The sequence below is a fragment of the Nodularia spumigena CCY9414 genome (assembly GCF_000340565.2).
In the GTDB taxonomy this organism is placed as follows: domain Bacteria; phylum Cyanobacteriota; class Cyanobacteriia; order Cyanobacteriales; family Nostocaceae; genus Nodularia; species Nodularia spumigena.
This window is the reverse complement of sequence record NZ_CP007203.1, coordinates 610,112-625,333: the sequence shown is the minus strand read 5'-3', so window position 1 is coordinate 625,333 and position 15,222 is coordinate 610,112. Positions and strand designations below refer to the sequence as shown.

The window sequence follows — 15,222 nt, the reverse complement described above, 5'->3', positions numbered from 1 at the left end:
AAACTTTGGCGTAAATTATTACAGCTTTCGCATCCTTACATTGGGTATTTTGGCGTTTATTGAATCGAGATTGACCAACTTTACATTTTTTTCATTTTCTATTTACAGCTTGTTTATGGATATCAATCATTCCATTCACCTCGTGGCGGCACAGGTACGCGACGAGGGGTGCGTGTCAGTTCATCATCCCTGGGAACCTCACCGCGCAACCATTGACGAATCGCCACTTCAATCACTTTACTAGGGTCGTTGGTTAAGTGCTGAATTTGCTCTACTAACTCCGAGTCCAGGCGGACAGCGATTTCTACCTTATCGGTTGGTAGTTGTTCCGACTTGGTAGCTTTCTCTTTCATATTCATAGGTTTCTATACTCAGAGATTGTTGCCTCTAAAGCTTTGTCGCGCGGTGATTATGTCCTATTGGGGTGAGTTTACTGACTACTCTTAAAGTGCAAATTTACTACACAATAAGATAGTTCCCCAAAATTCCACCAAAGTCACAGGATTTGGTTTGGAATGGTCAATATCATCAAACTCGCTAGACAACAGCTCTAGAATTTGTGGGAGTAAATCAGTAGTTCTAGGCAGTCACGGAGTGTAACAGCCCACGATCTCTACATTATTTACTTATATATATTTATTGTACGCTCCTGCTTGGTGAATCCCATCATGTAAAATAGACTTTATATATCTTTTTTAAAATCCTCAATTGTTTGACCTCCCAAAACAGCGTCTTGGCTAAGAAAGCATTAAAATATATGAAGTAAATTTCTTGTTTAACTTTGGTTGCCACTTCAGCAAAGATAGTATATGACTGACGTTCCCGCAGATCGCATTCGCAATTTTTGTATTATTGCTCACATTGACCACGGGAAATCTACCCTCGCGGATCGCTTACTACAAGCTACTGGTACTGTAGATGAGCGCAAAATGAAGGAACAGTTCCTCGATAACATGGATCTTGAACGGGAGCGCGGCATTACAATTAAGCTGCAAGCTGCCCGGATGAATTACCAGGCCAAGGATGGTCAGGAGTATGTATTGAATTTAATTGATACTCCCGGTCATGTGGATTTTTCTTATGAGGTGTCCCGGAGCCTTGTGGCTTGTGAAGGAGCGCTGTTAGTAGTAGATGCTTCTCAAGGTGTAGAGGCGCAAACTTTAGCCAATCTGTATTTGGCTTTAGAACATGACTTAGAAATTATTCCGGTTTTAAACAAAATCGATTTGCCTGGGGCAGAACCAGACCGGGTAATTGCCGAAATCGAAGAAATTATTGGTTTAGATTGTAGTGGTGCGATTCTGGCTTCTGCTAAAGAGGGCATTGGCATTAATGAAATTTTGGCAGCAGTGGTAGAGCGCATACCACCACCAAAAGATACGCTAGATGCACCCTTAAGGGCATTGATTTTTGATAGCTATTATGATAGTTACCGAGGAGTGATTGTTTATTTCCGAGTGATGGATGGCACAATCAAAAAAGGCGATCGCGTTTATTTGATGGCATCTGAGAAAGAATATGTCATTGACGAGTTAGGCGTGCTTTCTCCTACAGAAATCCAAGTTGAAGAACTCCACGCTGGGGAAGTAGGCTATTTTGCCGCCGCCATTAAAGCTGTAGCCGATGCGCGAGTGGGAGACACCATTACCTTAACGAAAGCTAAAGCCGCAGAACCCTTAGCTGGTTACACAGAAGCTAAACCAATGGTATTTTGTGGAATGTTCCCCATTGATGCTGACCAGTTTGAAGACTTACGGGAAGCTTTAGGCAAGCTGGAACTCAACGATGCGGCGCTCAAATACGAACCAGAAACTTCTAGCGCTATGGGCTTTGGCTTTCGTTGTGGGTTCTTGGGGTTACTGCACATGGAAATTGTCCAGGAACGTTTAGAACGAGAGTATAACCTAGATTTAATTATTACAGCACCTTCAGTAGTTTACCGGGTAGTGACGATTGGGGGTGAAGAACTATATATAGACAATCCCAGTCGCTTACCCTCTCCCAATGAACGGGAAAAAATTGAGGAACCCTATGTTCAAGTAGAAATGATTACGCCAGAAACCTACGTTGGTAGCTTGATGGAGTTGTCGCAAAGTCGGCGAGGCGTTTTCAAAGATATGAAATATCTCGCCCAAGGACGTACCACCCTAACTTATGATTTACCTTTGGCGGAAGTCGTCACCGACTTTTTTGACCAGATGAAGTCGCGATCGCGCGGTTATGCCAGTATGGAATATCATCTCATTGGCTACCGGGAAAATCCCTTGGTGAAGCTGGATATTATGATTAACGGTGATCCCGTTGATTCCTTAGCGATGATTGTTCACCGAGATAAAGCCTATAACATGGGACGCTCCATGGCCGAAAAACTCAAAGAACTAATTCCGCGCCATCAATTTAAAGTCCCAATTCAGGCATCAATTGGCAGTAAAGTCATTGCCAGTGAACACATCCCAGCTTTGCGGAAAGACGTACTAGCTAAGTGCTACGGTGGCGACATCAGCCGGAAAAAGAAACTATTGCAGAAACAAGCCAAAGGTAAAAAGCGGATGAAATCTGTGGGAACAGTGGATGTACCCCAGGAAGCTTTTATGGCTGTGCTGCGCTTAGATCAAAGTTAACCACGGGAAAAACCTCACCCTGCTAAAGCTTGTGCAAAACCTGTCCCTCTCCTTGGTAAGGAGAGGGTTTTGTCTACTTTGCAAGTAAATGAAGTACACATCTTAATATGATAAATCTTACCCGCCCTGTATAAAAAATGTCCTAACCTTCTTGGCGGTTGCTATATTCTCCCCTCTCCTTACCAAGGAGAGGGGCTGGGGGTGAGGTAGATTTTTCTCCTCTTTCGCTGGTTGTGTTATTTTGATTGATTATCTCTATCCAAAAATTGTAACAATTACCATCTTTGTATTTTTAGATATTTATAGGGTATTGGAGACTTTAGTAAATGAAGATATTGGTGCTGAGTTGGGAGTTTCCGCCGAGAATAGTTGGGGGAATTTCCCGTCATGTAGCGGAGTTATACCCGGAACTGGTGAAGCTAGGACATGAAATTCATCTGATTACTTCAGAGTTTGGTCAAGCATCAATGTATGAACTAGTTGAGGGCATCAACGTCCATCGAGTCCCAGTGGCACATAGTAACGACTTTTTCCACTGGATAGGCAATCTGAACCAGAGTATGGGAGATCACGGTGGGAAGTTGATTCTGGAGGAAGGACCGTTTGATTTAATTCATGCCCATGATTGGTTGGTAGGGGATGCGGCGATCGCCTTAAAGCATAACTTTAAAATACCCCTCATTGCTACCATCCACGCCACTGAATACGGGCGGCACAATGGTATTCACACTGCTATTCAAAGTTATATTCATCACAAAGAACATTTACTAGCTCATAACGCTTGGCGAATTATCGTTTGTACAGAGTATATGCAGCGAGAAATCACACAAGCATTACACAGTCCTGGGGACAAAATAGATGTGATTTATAACGGTATTCGACCAGAAAAGAAACAGCACGACGAAGGCTTTCATGCTCGCGAGTTTCGCCGCCAATTTGCCGCAGACCATGAAAAAATTGTTTATTATGTCGGTCGCATAACTTATGAGAAAGGTATATCTGTATTAATTAATGCTGCTCCTCAAGTGCTGAACTCAATGGCAGGAGATGTAAAATTTGTCATTATCGGTGGGGGAAATACTGACAATTTCCAGCATCAAGCCTGGAATTTAGGAATTTGGCAAAAGTGTTATTTTACAGGATTTATCTCTGATAAATACTTAGATAAATTCCAAACCATCGCTGACTGTGCCGTATTTCCCAGTCTTTACGAACCCTTTGGTATTGTCGCTTTAGAAAGTTTTGCCTCTCGCGTTCCCGTTGTCGTATCCGATACAGGTGGTTTTCCCGAAGTAGTACAACATACCAAAACAGGCATTGTGACGCGGGCAAACAATCCCGATTCTCTGGCTTGGGGAATTTTAGAAGTTTTGCAACATCCTGGTTATCGGCAATGGTTGATTGATAATGCTTACAAGGATTTAGCGCAACGCTTCAACTGGACAAAATTAGCCAAGCAAACAGAAACAGTTTATCACCGAGTCGTGCAAGAGCGATCGCAAATTGTTTGGCTTTAAAACACACTAGTAACACAGTGAATATCCTAGAATAGCGCCGAGAATTAAACATTACTCTAGATTAATTCGCGTTAAAAAACAGTACAATCCCTATACGCTGGAAATTTCACCCTTTCTGGTGCGAGAGTTAGCAATAATTGTGGTTTGCACCAGCAGCATAGTATGAGAAAGGTATTCCCAAGCATAGCAAAGTGGTTCAAGAACGTAGGAACCTTATGGAAGAAGATGGGAGCCGAAATCATATCCCGTCTCACCGCATTCCTGAAACCCCACTTACCAGAGAAAACTTTAGATTTACGTCCCCCCTTACCTAGCCCCTTAGCTGGCCCTGTGCATCTTTTAGGTGGGGGCGGCCCCGATGTAGAAGAAGCTATTCAGTGGATGATTAATCAAGTGAGGGGGGCTACCAACTACTCGACCAAAGTTAATGTTGTCGTCATCCGCACTTATGGTAGTGATGACTACAATCGGTTAATTTATGATATGCAGGGAGTCAACTATGTAGAAACTCTGATTATTAGTAATCGCCAAGATGCCAACAGACCTGAGATTCTGGAAAAAGTTAAAAATGCTGGCGTAATTTTCTTTGCTGGTGGTGACCAATGTGAATATATCCGCAGCTGGAAAAACACCAAATTAGAAACTGCCATTAAATCAGTTTATGCCAAAGGCGGTGGCATTGGCGGCACTAGTGCCGGTGCAATGATTCAAAGTGATTACGTCTACGATGCTTGTGCTTCTTCCGAAGAAGGTATTGAAACTAGAGAAGCCCTCGAAGACCCTTACCAAGACATTACCTTCACTTATAACTTTTTCCCCTGGAGTCATTTGAGAGGAACCATCATCGATACCCATTTTGACAGACGCAAAAGAATGGGTCGAATTATGGCTTTTATCGCCCGTCAAATTCAGGATGGCGTATCGAAAAGCGTTTTAGGGATAGCCATTAGCGAAGAAACATCCGTTGTTGTCGATAAATACGGGATGGCGAAAGTCATGGGTAGAGGTGCAGCATATTTTGTATTGGGAGACCATTCACCAGAAGAATGCAAACCCCAAACTCCCCTAACATTTTACGACTACAAAATTTGGCGAGTTCCCCGTGGCGATACCTTCAACTTAAAGGATCTACCGACCAGAGGTTATTATTTCAGAAGCGTGAAACGGGGGCGCTTTGATTCAGACCCCTATTAAAATCAGTTAACAGTTATCAGTTAACAGTTATCACGGCGATTTAGTCGGAAATTTTGACCTGATAATTGATAATTGTTAATTGGGAACTGGAAAACATTATTCTACACTCTTTTGGTGCGGGCATCTTGCCCGCTTTTAGATTCAAGCTCTGGCTGTAATAGACTTTAAACTTTGAACAGTAGAAATTACCTGCTGTGCTACCGTGTCTATTTCTTCAGCAGTATTAAACCGCCCAATTCCAAACCTTACCGCAGCATAAGCTAATTTTTCCGACCTTCCCAAAGCTGTCAGCACATGAGACGGTGCTGTGCTGGTTGAAGAACAAGCAGAACCAGAAGAAACCGCCATAACTGGCTGCAAACCTAACAATAACGCAGCACCATCCACTCCCTCAACACTGATATTTAAATTTCCCGCTAGTCGCTGCGTCGGATGTCCATTCAGGTGAACCCCTGACAACTGCGAAAGCTGTTCCCATAATCTTTGTCTGAGTTCTATGAGGCGTTGATTTTCGGTTTCTTGTGTTGCTAAAGCGATTTCGACAGCTTTTCCAAAACCGACAATTTGGGGTGTGTACAAAGTCCCAGAACGCATTCCTCGTTCATGTCCACCGCCATGCTGTTGGGGTGCAATTTGGACTCTGGGGTTACGTCTACGGACGTATAAAGCCCCGATACCCTTGGGACCATATACTTTATGTGCAGTCAGCGACATCAAGTCAACTTTCATCGTCTGCACATCTAGGGGAATTTTACCAATAGCTTGGGCTGCATCTGTATGAAAAATTATATTTTTTTCCCGGCACATTTCCCCAATTTCTGCCAACGGTTGCAATACACCAATTTCATTATTTGCAGCCATCACCGAAACCAAAATTGTTTCCGGACGAAAGGCTTTTTTTAACTCATTTAAATCAATAATTCCATCTGGCTGAACCGGGAGAACAGTAATATCAAAACCCAGAGATTTCAAATAAGTACAAGGGTCAAGCACTGCACTATGTTCTGTCGCTACAGTAATAATATGCTGCCCTTGGGAAAAATAAGCTTCAGCGACACCTTTAATAGCTAAATTATTCCCCTCAGTTGCACCACTTGTAAAGACAATTTCTTCAGGTGTCGCATTAATAGCTGCGGCTAATATTTCCCGTGCTTGTTTAACAGCCGCTTCTGCTTCCCAACCGTAAACATGACCAATACTAGATGGATTTCCAAAGTGTTCTGTAAAATAGGGAATCATTGCTGCTAATACCCGTTCATCTACAGGCGTAGTAGCGTGACCATCGAGATATATAGGACGAATAGACATAAATTAACTCAAAATTTGGCTGAGGTTTTTTAAAATACTGAGGACTTTATACAATTCATTTTCTCGCCTGGATAAAGTAAATTTATCAGATAAAGCATACTCAGGTTTATCTTGTTTGATTAATTTGATAAATTGAAAATCTTCTCCACTAGTCACACATCCAAACACAGGTTTTTCTGGATGAGGATTAGCTAACATATAACTTAGCGCTTGGGGTATAGCTTCTAAAAGAGAAAAACTAGAGCGTTTAGACTCAATAACTAATAACCAGAATTGTTCTTGAATTACCAGAACATCAATTCTACCTCGAATAACTTCTCCTTTATCCTCCGCCGAAATTTCAATTGATTGTTCACTTCTCATAAAAAAAGGTTCGTCATAAAAACCAGCCAGATTTAGCAAAGGTGATAAAACAACTAATTTTACTGTTTCTTCGGATAAAGGCGGATATTTTGCTAAACGCAGAAAATGAGATTTGATTTTGTCTAGCTGTTGTTTTTCTAAATCTGTAATTCCTGGTAAATTCTCCCACCATTCCGGAAAAAATACCTCATCTTTAGACTGTTGCAGACCAAATTTTTCTTCTAAATAGGCGAGTCCAACATTTTGCGCTTGAATAAATTGAACCATGTTTATAACAACTGGCGAGAAGTCTAAAACTCTACTTGGATCATAACGCTGTTGGAGTTGAAATCTATCCTTACTGGAGATAGAAAAAAAATTGAAGTCAGGGCTTGAGTGAGTATCGGAAACCCTTGTCAAAGAGCGATAAATCGCTTACTACAAACAAAAATTTATTTTAAATTTATTTCCTGTAATTTGTTTAATACTGCTTGTGCATGACCTTTAGTTTTGACATTCGGCCAAGTGTAAGCAATTATCCCATCAGGTGAGATGAGAAATGTTGACCGGGCTACACCCATATATTCTTTACCCATGAATTTTTTCAAGCGCCAAGCACCATAGGCTTCTATGAGATGATGTTCAGGGTCACTTAACAGGGTGATGGATAAATTATGTTTGTCTATAAATTTACAATGAGCTTTTTCTGTATCTGGACTCACACCTAATATTTTTGCTCCCAAGGCGCTGAAGTCTGGAGACAAGTCTGTAAAGTCCTTGGCTTCGGTGGTACAGCCTGGGGTGTCATCTTTGGGGTAAAAGTACAGTACAACCCACTGACCGTTAAAATCACTGAGGTTGACGGGCTGATTATTTTGGTCTGGTGTGGAGAAATTTGGCGCAGGTTGTCCAGTTTGGGGAATGTTATTCATGATTGGGGTGAGATGGGGATGGTATCAAAATTTTACCTGCATTAGGCGACCATGAATTTTTTATCACGCACCAGGCGCAGAGTCGCACCAGAGGAAGAGTTAAAGAGATGTAATTTTGGCATTTTATCTTCAAATTCAGCAATGCCCACTTTTTTATCTCGTGTCAAACTATTTATATCTTGACTTTGCGTCTTTGCGCCTAACGGACTGCGTCCTTCGCTTCGCTGGTGCGTGACTCTTTCATCCAAATTAAGCCTCGCCAATATTAAAATGTCATCTGAATTTAACTTTTTCCAACAGTGGTATCCTCTGTCACCTGTAGAAGATATTGACCCCACACGACCAACGCCAGTCACTCTTTTGGGAATTCGTTTAGTTATCTGGAAACCTAAGTCATCTGAGACTTACCAGGTATTTTTAGACCAATGTCCCCACCGTCTCGCGCCTTTGAGTGAAGGACGTGTTGACGAAAAAAGTGGTAATTTAATGTGTAGTTATCATGGTTGGCAATTTGATTCTCAAGGGATTTGTACTCATATTCCCCAAGCTGAGAAGCCAGAAATTGTTACTAAAAATGAAAAAATTTTCTGTGTAATTTCACTACCAGTTCGCCAAGCTAATGATTTACTTTGGGTTTGGCCTGATGCTAATTCAGCAGAAGCAGCAGCAAATACGCCGTTACCATTGTCACCTCAAGTAGATGCTGATAAGGGATATGTTTGGTCTTCTTATGTCCGTGATTTGGAATATGATTGGGAAACTTTAGTGGAAAATGTGGCAGATCCTAGTCACGTACCTTTTACTCATCACGGGGTACAGGGTAAGAGAGAATATGCTACACCCATTCCGATGGAGGTTGTGCAATCAACATCAAAGTTAATTGAAGCAATGACTTCTGGACGCTTCAAAACGACAATTACTTTTGAACCTCCTTGTCGGTTAGAGTATGCTATCAACCTTGGTGATTCTGGAGAGAAGAAAGTTGGACTTGTGACTTACTGTATTCCTGTGTCTCCAGGTAAGTCAAGAATTGTCGCCCAATTTCCCCGTAACTTTGCTAAAACACTACATCGCTTGACACCCCGGTGGTGGAGTCATATCAATACCCGTAATCTGGTGCTGGATGGAGATATGATTGTTTTACATCAGCAAGAGAATTTTTTACAACAAAGACAAGCAGTTGAAAGCTGGAAAACCATCTACAAGTTACCAACAAGTGCAGACCGTTTGGTAATTGAGTTTCGGAATTGGTTCGATAAGTATTGTTTCGGTCAGCTACCGTGGAGTGAAGTGGGAATTACTGTTCCACCCAGTCCGCAAATTAATGATAATCGTTCTGTGTTGCTGGATCGTTATTCACAACATACCCAACATTGTAGTAGTTGTCGCAATGCGCTAAAGGTTATACAGCGCTTACAGGTGGGACTTTTAATATACAGCACAAGTATTATTGCTGGGGTGGCTTTACTTCCTGATGCACTCAGAATTAAGCTGGGTTTACCTTTGGTAATTACGGCTGCTTTAAGTATGGCTGCTTACTCTTGGCTGAAATTCCGGCTAATTCCTAAGTTTTACTTTGTAGACTATATCCATCCAGAAAAAGTTTAGTTAAGCTATATTCTACCCTCAGAATAGAATTCTGGGGCTATACAGACAAAGCCCACCTACGTGGGCTAATTAATAAATAAATAGTATCAGAAGTTACCAACTACGAATTACGAATTAAAAAATATGCGACGTGATTTTACTAACCGAGATGAGTTAATAGCCTACCTGCGGGAACAATTCCCCAATGCGGTAGAACGTGATGATTATATTAGTGAAACTGTGGGAGGACGTAAAGCGGCTGAGAAAGCACTGCAAAAAGTTAATCCTGTGGATTACGCAAAAACACGTAATTCTTTAACTGGCGCTGTAACCAGACTTTCGCCCTATATTCGTTATGGGGTTTTAAGCTTGCGGGAAGTTCGGGATGATGTGCTGGAAAAAGTACAAGACCCTAATGATGCTAGTAAATTGATTAATGAATTAGGCTGGCGTGACTATTGGCAGAGATTATATGTTAAATTAGGCGATCGCATCTGGGAAGATCAAGAAGAATATAAAACTGGGTACAGTCCAAAAGATTACGCTGACCAACTACCAGCCGATATCACCGCAGGGACTACAGGAATGGTTTGTATTGATAGCTTTAGCCAAGAATTACGCTCAACTGGCTATTTACACAACCATATGCGGATGTGGTTAGCCGCTTACATTGTCCATTGGCGGCGCATTCGTTGGCAAGCCGGAGCCAAATGGTTTCTAGAACACCTGCTAGATGGCGACCCTGCCAGTAATAATATGTCATGGCAGTGGGTAGCCAGCACTTTTAGTCATAAACCTTATTTTTTCAATCGTGAGAACCTAGAACGCTATACCAAAGGAGTTTATTGTCGCCAATGTCCCCTTTACGGCCATTGTGACTTTGAAGGTAGCTACGAAGAATTAGAACAACGACTATTTCCCCAAGGAGAATTTATCAAAAAACCCAATAGTCAAAGTTGGCAAAGAGGCAAAAAAGGTAAAAAATGAGTAAACCAATCGTTTGGGTACATGGAGACTCCCTGAGTCCCTACAACCCCGCCTTACAAGAATACCCCAAAGCCCCAGCCATCTGGGTATGGGACGAGGAATTAATTGAAGAATCGCAACTAAGCCTCAAACGCATCACATTTATCTATGAATGCTTATTAGAACTACCCGTGATCATTCGCCGTGGTAAAGTAGCCCAAGAAATCTTAAAATTTGCCCAAGAAAACCATGCCGATTTAATAGTAACATCCACCAGCCCCAGTCCCAGATTTAATCACATTTGCGACCAAATAGAAAAAACCTTACCCCTAGAAACCTGGGAAACAGAACCATTCTTTGAATACGAAGGTTACATAGACCTCAAAAGATTCTCCCGCTATTGGAAAATAGCCGAAAAACACCTCCTCACCTAACTCCCCCTGCTCCCTGCTCCCTGCTCCCCTGCCTCTTAATCCCCCCTGCTCCCTGCTCCCCTGCTCCTCTGCCTCTTAATCCCCCAAATGCCAACCACCCTCACCGACACCCAAAACATCCTTTCCGACCTCATCAGCCGCTACTCACCCCGTGTAGATTACCTAGTCATCCGCCTCGAACAATCCGAAGGAACAGATATTTTATTACGTGGCGACCAAGTAGAAACCCTGAGTGAGGGCATTGCCATTGGTGGACATATTCGAGCGTGTTATAAAGGTGGCTGGGGATTCAGTAGTTTTAACCAACTAGCGACCATTAAAGAAAGGATTGAAGAGGCGATCGCCGCAGCTAGAATGGTAGGTGATGAAAAAACCATACTAGCACCCATTGACCCAGTACAAGCAATATGCCAATTACCCCTCACAGGCACTGATCCCCGCAAAATTCCGGTTGGGCAGAAAAAAGAATTGTGCGATCGCTATACTGATATATTAAAAAGCGTTGATCCCCGCATCACCACCACCTCAGTCCGCTACAATGACAGCGCTCAAAAAGTAATTATTGCTACCTCAGAAGGAACTTTAATTCAGCAATCTTGGGTAGATATGGAAATGCGTTTTGCCGCCACCGCCAGAAACGGCGAAACTGTGCAAACAGGTAAGGAAACTACAGGTTCTCGCACAGCTTACGAAGATTTAACAGCTTTGGATGAACAAGTTAAAGGTGCCGCCCAAAGAGCGATCGCAGCCTTAACTATACCAACAGTCAAAGGCAATACTTACACAGTAGTAATTGACCCCATTCTCACGGGTTTATTTGTTCATGAAGCCTTTGGACACCTTTCCGAAGCTGATATGGCTTACGAAAACCCAGACTTATTGGAAGTCATGACCATTGGCCGGCGGTTCGGCACAGAAGAACTACAAATTTTTGATGGTGCTGCCCCAGAAGGTCATCGTGGTAGCTATTTTTACGACGATGAAGGAACACCCAGTACTACTACCCAACTAATTAAAGATGGCATTTTAGTAGGACGTTTACATTCTCGTGAAACCGCAGGTAAATTAGAAGAAGCCCCTACTGGTAATGCACGTTGTCTGAATTATCACTTTAACCCCATTGTGCGGATGACAAATACCTGGATTCAACGAGGTAAAACACCAGTTACCGACTTATTCAGCGATATAAAATCAGGTGTATATGCCCGTAACTGGTTAGGTGGTATGACAAACGGGGAAATGTTCACCTTTAGTGCTGGGGAAGCCTGGATGATTAGAAACGGTAAAATAGCCGAACCTGTAAGGGATGTCACACTTTCGGGGAATGCTTTCCAAACCCTAGCCGATATTGAAGCCATTGGCGATGACTTTTATTGGGATGAGTCTGGTGGCTGCGGTAAAAGTGGACAGAACGGTTTAGCTGTTGGTTGTGGTGGTCCGAGTCTCAGGATTCGGGATGTGGTAGTTGGGGGAGAAAGTTGAAAACCAGTCTGGGGAGCGGGGTGCAGGGCGCAAGGGGAAGTTAGAAATTTCTTTAAACTTCCGGTTACTTAACAACCTTTCCTCTTCTCCCCTGCCCCCTGCACCCTGCCCCTCTGCCTCTTCCCACTCCCCACTACTGTGGACTAGAGTCTTTTCTTTCCTCGCGCACTTGGCGTAACTGTTGTATGAGTTTTTGACCAGATTCTAAAGTAGAAGACAGTGAATTGTTATTGGCTTCGGGTGTAGTCGATGGCTGGGGAATAACCACCGATGCGGGTGCTGACTGCTCATTTGTAATTCGCAGTTGTGGTAATGGTCTAAGACTAGCCGCCGGTGTCTGCTCTTGATTAGTCTCAGGAGTGTTGCCGTTGTTTTGGAAACGGAGGCTAAATGGATAACTGCTGATTTGCTCACCTCCTTTAGGAGACCTGGCATTAAAATATTCTCTTGCCTTTAACTGCAAGTCAGTAGAGACTGATTCCCCTTGGAATTTAATATCTAAAACCCTGCCTTGAGGGTCTACCACTAAGACACCCAAGACTGTGCCTTCAACATTCGGCTGCTTGGCAATAATCGTTTCCCGGATAACTGGTTTTTCTACTGAATTGGGGTATGCTTGCTGAATTTCTTTTCTCACGGCTTCGTATGAGTTTAGGGCGATGAGTCCCTGTGGCTCATTGACTCTCTGCAAAGGCAACTCAGGTGTTTTGGGGGCAGATCCTGGCTGCCATTTGGGAATACTTTGATTTGCCAAGACTAATTTGTCTTGAGCTTGTGGAGTTGGTTGGAGGCGCGCTATTAGCTCTTGGTTGGCATTAGTTTTAGCCGCATCATTACCAGTCCGTGGAGTTCGTGCAGTGGTATTTGTTGTGGTGGTAGTGGGTGGCGTATTTGGTAAGTCACTAGGTAATTGAGACGGAGTTACTTTTGGCAATCTGTCTACAGGTAGTGCTTGAGTTGCCACTCTGACTTCGCTTTGATTAAAACTGCGAGTGGATGGGGCAAATCTATGATTAGCCGCATTGAATCCAGAGGGATCAAATCGAATTGCCTGTCTGGGTGCGATCGCTTCAGGCTCAGGGACAATCGCAGGGGCAATCGCAGTCCTACGCGCGGCAGGTGCAGGTATAGGCAGCCCTTGGGGCAAGGAAACAGTGCGATTAGGATAAATAGAATAGTTAGATGTTATGTTTGGCGGCAATACAGACTGCCTATACACAGGCGGTGGTAAGGGGGGTAATAAACTTCTCTGAGTATCCAGATTCGGCGGCAGAAGTTGTGGTTGTTGAGGCAGTGCCGGTTGCAGAGAAACTTGGGATGGGGATGTATTGGGAGTTTCTGGTAGACGGTTTTGATCAGCTTGGCTTAATTCCAAGATACCCACTGATTTTGGTGATGCTGTGACTTGAGATGGCTCAGAGTCTACAGGCATCAATGGCACAATCAACGCAATAGCACCGTGAATGCCAATAGAGGCTATTGCTGCTATCCCAGTTGGTTGGCTGAGGATGTCCGGTATATTTTTTAGCAGGGAGACGTAAGACATAGCTGTTATCGTTCACTCGGCTCGGTTGCGGTTGACTAGCAAAGCAATTTTATCTTAATTACAAGAGATGCGTCCTTCTCAAAATCATAAATTCCTATACTGGTACTCAAAATGCCAGGATAGGCTTTTTTCAAGTTGTTAATTTTTCCATGAGAAAATGTTTCTCTTGTTAACTAAGCACTGGAAAATGATCACTTTTGAATGGCAATTTTTATGAGGAGATGCAGGATATAGACTGGAATCTAGGGTAGTTGCCACTGGTAGAGATGGCTACGCGCGCCGTAGGCTTCGCATCAGTCTAAGTGTATAACTATATTTGTTGGAGTTGCTTGTTTGATTAGCCGAATATTTGGGCGTGTTTGGCATAAATTACGTTCTGCCAACAAATATCAAGCGTACTTTTAAAACAAATTATAGTTTGGCTCAATTTTACCACATTAGTCCCATTTCTCACTGTAGCCAAATTGGCTATTTACCTGGAGTTTCAATTGGGAAAAATGGTAGTCCACAAATGCCAATTTGCCTGTGTTCACAAAATACTCTCTCTCACCCACATTCCCCAAAAATGCCATTACCCACAATTATTGTGCCTGGATATTTAGAAAGCGCGATCGCTTACCGTCAATTAGAACAATCTTTATTGCAGTTGGATATACCCACGGCCACAGTACCACTGCGGCGGCGTGACTGGTTACCTACCATTGGCAGACCTGTCACACCCATTGTGCAGCAACTCGACCGCACAGTACAACAGATGTTGCACAAACATAACGCGGCTCAAGTAAATTTAATTGGTCACTCCGCCGGAGGTTGGGTTTCCCGCATTTATCTGGGAGACCAGCCTTATTTAGCACCCGGTCAGGTGACATCCTGCTGCTGGAAAGCTCATTCTTTAGTTGCTAGTTTGATCACCCTCGGTACACCCCACATTAGCCAAGAACGTTGGACACGGCGAAATTTGGATTTTGTGACTCAGAACTACCCCGGCGCTTTTTATAAAAGTGTTCGTTACATTTGTGTAGCCGGGAAAACTATCTTTGGTCAAAGAAGACCCGGTGGCTGGTTAGCTTACAACAGTTATCAACAAACCTGTGGTCAAGGTAACACCTGGGGAGATGGTATCACCCCCATTGCGGCGGCTCATCTAGAAGGCGCGGAAAATCTGGTAATTCCCGGTGTCCAACATTCTCCCAGAAGCCCTGGAATTTGGTATGGCTCCCCAGAACCTTTAAAATCTTGGGTGCAGTATTTACTTTAGGAAAATTTACTTTTTTTAATAAATGCAAAATAATT

14 protein-coding genes are annotated in these 15,222 nt (G+C 43.1%); 8 read left to right on the top strand and 6 right to left on the bottom strand.

Annotated features, from left to right (window positions below):
* Positions 1 to 122 precede the first annotated feature (122 nt).
* A complete protein-coding gene (locus NSP_RS02845) occupies positions 123 to 359 on the bottom strand; it encodes a hypothetical protein (RefSeq protein ID WP_042202456.1) in 237 nt (78 codons plus the stop codon).
* A gap of 450 nt (positions 360 to 809) precedes the next feature.
* Here NSP_RS02845 and lepA point away from each other — a divergent pair, with 450 nt between their 5' ends.
* The 3 genes from lepA (at position 810) to NSP_RS02830 (ending at position 5,332) form a co-directional block, all read left to right on the top strand.
* Positions 810 to 2,621: a translation elongation factor 4 gene (gene lepA, locus NSP_RS02840; RefSeq protein WP_017803776.1), complete on the top strand. Its 1,812-nt coding sequence runs from the start codon at positions 810 to 812 to the stop codon at positions 2,619 to 2,621.
* A 326-nt stretch (positions 2,622 to 2,947) separates the two neighbouring features.
* On the top strand, positions 2,948 to 4,138 hold the full coding sequence (locus NSP_RS02835) for a glycosyltransferase family 4 protein (protein ID WP_017803775.1): 1,191 nt from the start codon (positions 2,948 to 2,950) through the stop codon (positions 4,136 to 4,138).
* A 162-nt stretch (positions 4,139 to 4,300) separates the two neighbouring features.
* The gene (locus NSP_RS02830; RefSeq protein WP_173403251.1) at positions 4,301 to 5,332 is read left to right on the top strand and encodes a cyanophycinase; all 1,032 of its coding nucleotides are present in this window, start codon (positions 4,301 to 4,303) and stop codon (positions 5,330 to 5,332) included.
* Positions 5,333 to 5,473: 141 nt separating this feature from the next.
* Here the strand turns inward: NSP_RS02830 and NSP_RS02825 are convergent, their stop codons facing one another.
* From NSP_RS02825 to NSP_RS02810, 4 genes are all read right to left on the bottom strand, one after another.
* Positions 5,474 to 6,640 (bottom strand): cysteine desulfurase family protein, encoded by a 1,167-nt coding sequence (locus tag NSP_RS02825; RefSeq protein WP_006195727.1) that lies wholly within the window; start codon positions 6,638 to 6,640, stop codon positions 5,474 to 5,476.
* A gap of 3 nt (positions 6,641 to 6,643) precedes the next feature.
* Positions 6,644 to 7,270 carry a hypothetical protein gene (locus NSP_RS02820; RefSeq protein ID WP_006195726.1) on the bottom strand — a complete coding sequence of 209 codons (627 nt, stop codon included), beginning with the start codon at positions 7,268 to 7,270 and terminating at the stop codon, positions 6,644 to 6,646.
* A gap of 164 nt (positions 7,271 to 7,434) precedes the next feature.
* Positions 7,435 to 7,914, bottom strand: coding sequence for a thioredoxin-dependent thiol peroxidase (bcp, locus tag NSP_RS02815; RefSeq protein ID WP_006195725.1), 480 nt, complete (start codon positions 7,912 to 7,914; stop codon positions 7,435 to 7,437).
* 41 nt (positions 7,915 to 7,955) lie between these two features.
* Positions 7,956 to 8,177, bottom strand: coding sequence for a hypothetical protein (locus NSP_RS02810; RefSeq protein ID WP_231859525.1), 222 nt, complete (start codon positions 8,175 to 8,177; stop codon positions 7,956 to 7,958).
* 7 nt (positions 8,178 to 8,184) lie between these two features.
* On the opposite strand from NSP_RS02810, the gene NSP_RS02805 reads away from it, so the two are divergent.
* The 4 genes from NSP_RS02805 to NSP_RS02790 all read left to right on the top strand — a co-directional run bounded on the left by NSP_RS02805 (position 8,185) and on the right by NSP_RS02790 (position 12,383).
* Entirely contained in the window at positions 8,185 to 9,522 is a 1,338-nt protein-coding gene (locus NSP_RS02805; protein ID WP_006195723.1) for an aromatic ring-hydroxylating dioxygenase subunit alpha, read from the top strand.
* 123 nt (positions 9,523 to 9,645) lie between these two features.
* A complete protein-coding gene (locus NSP_RS02800; RefSeq protein ID WP_006195722.1) occupies positions 9,646 to 10,488 on the top strand; it encodes an FAD-binding domain-containing protein in 843 nt (280 codons plus the stop codon).
* Entirely contained in the window at positions 10,485 to 10,901 is a 417-nt protein-coding gene (locus NSP_RS02795; protein ID WP_006195721.1) for an adenine nucleotide alpha hydrolase family protein, read from the top strand. Before NSP_RS02800 ends, NSP_RS02795 begins: the two co-directional genes overlap by 4 nt.
* Before the next feature lie 87 nt (positions 10,902 to 10,988).
* Positions 10,989 to 12,383, top strand: coding sequence for a TldD/PmbA family protein (locus tag NSP_RS02790; protein ID WP_006195720.1), 1,395 nt, complete (start codon positions 10,989 to 10,991; stop codon positions 12,381 to 12,383).
* A gap of 133 nt (positions 12,384 to 12,516) precedes the next feature.
* Here the strand turns inward: NSP_RS02790 and NSP_RS02785 are convergent, their stop codons facing one another.
* Entirely contained in the window at positions 12,517 to 13,929 is a 1,413-nt protein-coding gene (locus NSP_RS02785) for a hypothetical protein (RefSeq protein ID WP_006195719.1), read from the bottom strand.
* A 565-nt stretch (positions 13,930 to 14,494) separates the two neighbouring features.
* Here NSP_RS02785 and NSP_RS02780 point away from each other — a divergent pair.
* Entirely contained in the window at positions 14,495 to 15,187 is a 693-nt protein-coding gene (locus NSP_RS02780) for an esterase/lipase family protein (RefSeq protein ID WP_107805820.1), read from the top strand.
* Positions 15,188 to 15,222 lie beyond the last annotated feature (35 nt).

Bases quoted from the DNA above. Each gene is read 5' to 3' on its own strand.
- NSP_RS02845 (WP_042202456.1), bottom strand. From the start codon at position 359: ATGAATATGAAAGAGAAAGCTACCAAGTCGGAACAACTACCAACCGAT.
- lepA (WP_017803776.1), top strand. From the start codon at position 810: ATGACTGACGTTCCCGCAGATCGCATTCGCAATTTTTGTATTATTGCT.
- NSP_RS02835 (WP_017803775.1), top strand. From the start codon at position 2,948: ATGAAGATATTGGTGCTGAGTTGGGAGTTTCCGCCGAGAATAGTTGGG.
- NSP_RS02830 (WP_173403251.1), top strand. From the start codon at position 4,301: ATGAGAAAGGTATTCCCAAGCATAGCAAAGTGGTTCAAGAACGTAGGA.
- NSP_RS02825 (WP_006195727.1), bottom strand. From the start codon at position 6,640: ATGTCTATTCGTCCTATATATCTCGATGGTCACGCTACTACGCCTGTA.
- NSP_RS02820 (WP_006195726.1), bottom strand. From the start codon at position 7,270: ATGGTTCAATTTATTCAAGCGCAAAATGTTGGACTCGCCTATTTAGAA.
- bcp (WP_006195725.1), bottom strand. From the start codon at position 7,914: ATGAATAACATTCCCCAAACTGGACAACCTGCGCCAAATTTCTCCACA.
- NSP_RS02805 (WP_006195723.1), top strand. From the start codon at position 8,185: ATGTCATCTGAATTTAACTTTTTCCAACAGTGGTATCCTCTGTCACCT.
- NSP_RS02800 (WP_006195722.1), top strand. From the start codon at position 9,646: ATGCGACGTGATTTTACTAACCGAGATGAGTTAATAGCCTACCTGCGG.
- NSP_RS02795 (WP_006195721.1), top strand. From the start codon at position 10,485: ATGAGTAAACCAATCGTTTGGGTACATGGAGACTCCCTGAGTCCCTAC.
- NSP_RS02790 (WP_006195720.1), top strand. From the start codon at position 10,989: ATGCCAACCACCCTCACCGACACCCAAAACATCCTTTCCGACCTCATC.
- NSP_RS02785 (WP_006195719.1), bottom strand. From the start codon at position 13,929: ATGTCTTACGTCTCCCTGCTAAAAAATATACCGGACATCCTCAGCCAA.
- NSP_RS02780 (WP_107805820.1), top strand. From the start codon at position 14,495: ATGCCATTACCCACAATTATTGTGCCTGGATATTTAGAAAGCGCGATC.